1 protein-coding gene is annotated in these 1,233 nt (G+C 34.8%); it reads right to left on the bottom strand.

From position 1 onward, the window contains the following. Positions 1-1,108 (bottom strand): serine hydrolase domain-containing protein (locus E1171_RS01120; RefSeq protein ID WP_155203254.1); only part of this gene is annotated, 1,108 nt, incomplete at its 3' end. Between the last annotated feature and the right edge of the window lie 125 nt (positions 1,109-1,233).

Here is a 1,233-nt window from a genome sequence, read left to right as displayed (position 1 = left end):
AAGCCCAAATGGAATTGAAACCAGGAATACCCCCACTATGCCAAATGATAGGTTTGCCGTTTACCTCCATTAAACTAAAACCTAGGCCGTATCCATTCTTTTTCATGTTTTTTGGTGGTGCTGGTGGAGAAAAATCAGCTGGAAAATATAACGCTTCATAAACTGGTTTTTCATTAATAACCTTAGCGTATGATGTCATTTGATTTAATAATGATTTTCCAATTAACCTGTCCTCAAATAAGGTATTTGCGAAGCTTAGCAAATCAGACACATTTGACTGCAATCCTCCAGCAGCAAATGGCATGTGAATAAACACAGGCTCAATAAAAAGTTTCTCTTTTTTTGAATCCAAAGCGTAGCCCTGCGCCCAATGATCGGAAGAACCATAAATATCTACCATTTGGGTATTTTTCATTTTTGAAGGACTGAAGATTTTCAGCTTCAAAAAATCTGAATATGATTTTCCTGATACTTGCTCAATAATCTCCCCAAGAAGTACATATCCACTATTCGAATAGGCATGCTTAGTTCCAGGTTCAAAGTGAAATACTTTATCCATTCCCTGAATATATTTATGTGGAGTTTCGCACATTGGAAAATTTTCTGGTGTATCTTCTGGAAGTCCCCCCTCCCACCAATTGGGAATTCCTGAAGTGTGGGACAAAAGTTGGTAGATAGTAACCTTACCACCATTTGGGAAACCTGGAAAAAACTTATTAATAGGATCATTTAAAGCTATGCTGCCTTGTTCAATCAATAATGCAATAGCAGTAGCCGTAAATGGTTTTGTAACTGACGCAATTCGAAACTCGGTTGAGGACTTTACTTTTAGTTTTTGACCTACATTAGCATAACCATAGGTTGCAAGGTAGGGCTGACTATTATCAACTTGTATTCCAAATGAAACTCCGGCGGTATTTTTGTCAAGAGTAAGTTTCTTTAATAAACTATCAATTTCTTTGATTTTGAGTAAAATCTCTTTGTTGCTAGTAAACTGATCAACATGAGTCTCCAAAATTTGATTTTTTTCTTCATGTCCTTTACCACTTCTCTGACATCCCCAAATAGAAAGCAAAAAAAGGAAGCTGATTACTAAAAAATTTTTCATAATAACTCCGAATTATCAAATAAGACATTATTACATATAAATGATTTTGCAATCACTCAAACTAAAATAACCACAACAGCACAATTTTAAAGGATATTTATCGGTAACAATTAATTGAAACTATT

This window comes from Xanthovirga aplysinae (assembly GCF_009711365.1).
In the GTDB taxonomy this organism is placed as follows: Bacteria; Bacteroidota; Bacteroidia; order Cytophagales; family Cyclobacteriaceae; genus Xanthovirga; species Xanthovirga aplysinae.
Note: the sequence above shows the minus strand (reverse complement) of the source record. Positions and strands in the feature narration are given on the sequence as shown.